This window comes from Xanthobacter oligotrophicus (genome assembly GCF_008364685.1).
Classification (GTDB): Bacteria; Pseudomonadota; Alphaproteobacteria; order Rhizobiales; family Xanthobacteraceae; genus Xanthobacter; species Xanthobacter oligotrophicus.
This window is the reverse complement of the sequence record NZ_VTTL01000030.1, coordinates 1-1,222: the sequence shown is the minus strand read 5'-3', so window position 1 is coordinate 1,222 and position 1,222 is coordinate 1. Positions and strand designations below refer to the sequence as shown.

The following is a 1,222-nucleotide window of genomic DNA, read 5'->3' as shown; positions in this document are numbered from 1 at the left end:
GCATTGCCCGCCCCGGCGCCCATGCCGGCAAGGGAGGCATCCACGCGCACGGCGCCGGCCTCGATCCCCGCCACCGCATTGGCGATGCCGAGCGTGAGGTTGTGGTGGGTGTGGACGCCGATTTCCGTCTCTGGCTTGAGTGCGTCCCGCAGCGTCTTCACCCGCGCCGTATAGTCTTCCGGCAGCAGGGCGCCGGCGGAATCCGTCACATAGACGCATTCCGCGCCGTAGCTCTCCATGAGCTTCGCCTGCTCCGCGAGCGCCTCGGGCGGGATCATGTGCGCCATCATCAGGAAGGTCGCCGTGTCCATGCCGAGTTCCCGCGCCGCCTCGATATGCTGGCGCGACACGTCGGCCTCGGTGCAATGGGTGCACACGCGCACCGAGCGCGCGCCGGCCTCATAGGCATGCTTGAGATCGTGCACCGTGCCGATGCCCGGAATGAGCAGCACGGTGACCACGGCATGGCTGCATTCCTGCGCCACCGCGGCGATCCATTCGGCGTCATCATGGGCGCCGAAGCCGTAGTTGAAGGTGGAGCCGGTGAGGCCGTCGCCGTGGCTGATCTCGATGGCGTCCACCCTGGCCCGGTCGAGGGCCCGGGCGATGGCCCGCGTGGTCTCCAGCGAATACTGGTGGCGGACGGCATGCATGCCGTCGCGCAGGGTCACGTCCTGGATATAGAGCTTGTCTTTATTGGGACGGGCCATCACGCGGCCTCCTTCGCAAGCCTGCGCGCGGCCCAGCGATCGGCGGTCACCAGCGCGGCAGAGGTCATGATGTCGAGGTTGCCGGCATAGGCCGGCAGATAGTGGGCGGCGCCCTCCACCTCGAGCAGGATGGTGGTCTTGAGGCCCGAGGCGGTTCCGATGCCGGGGATGCGCACCGGCGCGTTGTCGCCGATGACCTCGAACTGCACCTTCTGCTTCAGGCGATAACCGGGCACGTATGTCTTCACCGTCTCGGCCATCTCCAGGATGGAGGCCTCGATGGCGTCGCGGTCGCCGCCCTGGCTCAGGGTGAAGACCGTGTCGCGCATGATGAGGGGCGGCTCGGCGGGATTGAGGATGATCACCGCCTTGCCCCGCTCGGCCCCGCCCAGCACCTCGATGGCCTTCGAGGTCGTCTCAGTGAATTCGTCGATGTTCGCACGCGTGCCCGGGCCGGCGGACTTCGAGGAGATGGAGGCGACGATCTCCCCGTAGACGAGGCGCTTCACCGC

Annotated in this window: 1 protein-coding gene and 1 pseudogene; both read right to left on the bottom strand. The window is 67.7% G+C overall.

What is annotated here, in order from left to right:
- The coding region (gene dmpG, locus FZ033_RS23890; protein WP_149578555.1) for a 4-hydroxy-2-oxovalerate aldolase at window positions 1–710 on the bottom strand (710 nt) is incomplete at its 3' end.
- Window positions 710–1,222 (bottom strand): annotated as a pseudogene (locus tag FZ033_RS23885) (acetaldehyde dehydrogenase (acetylating)); the annotation flags it as partial. The pseudogene FZ033_RS23885 and the gene dmpG, both read right to left, overlap by 1 nt.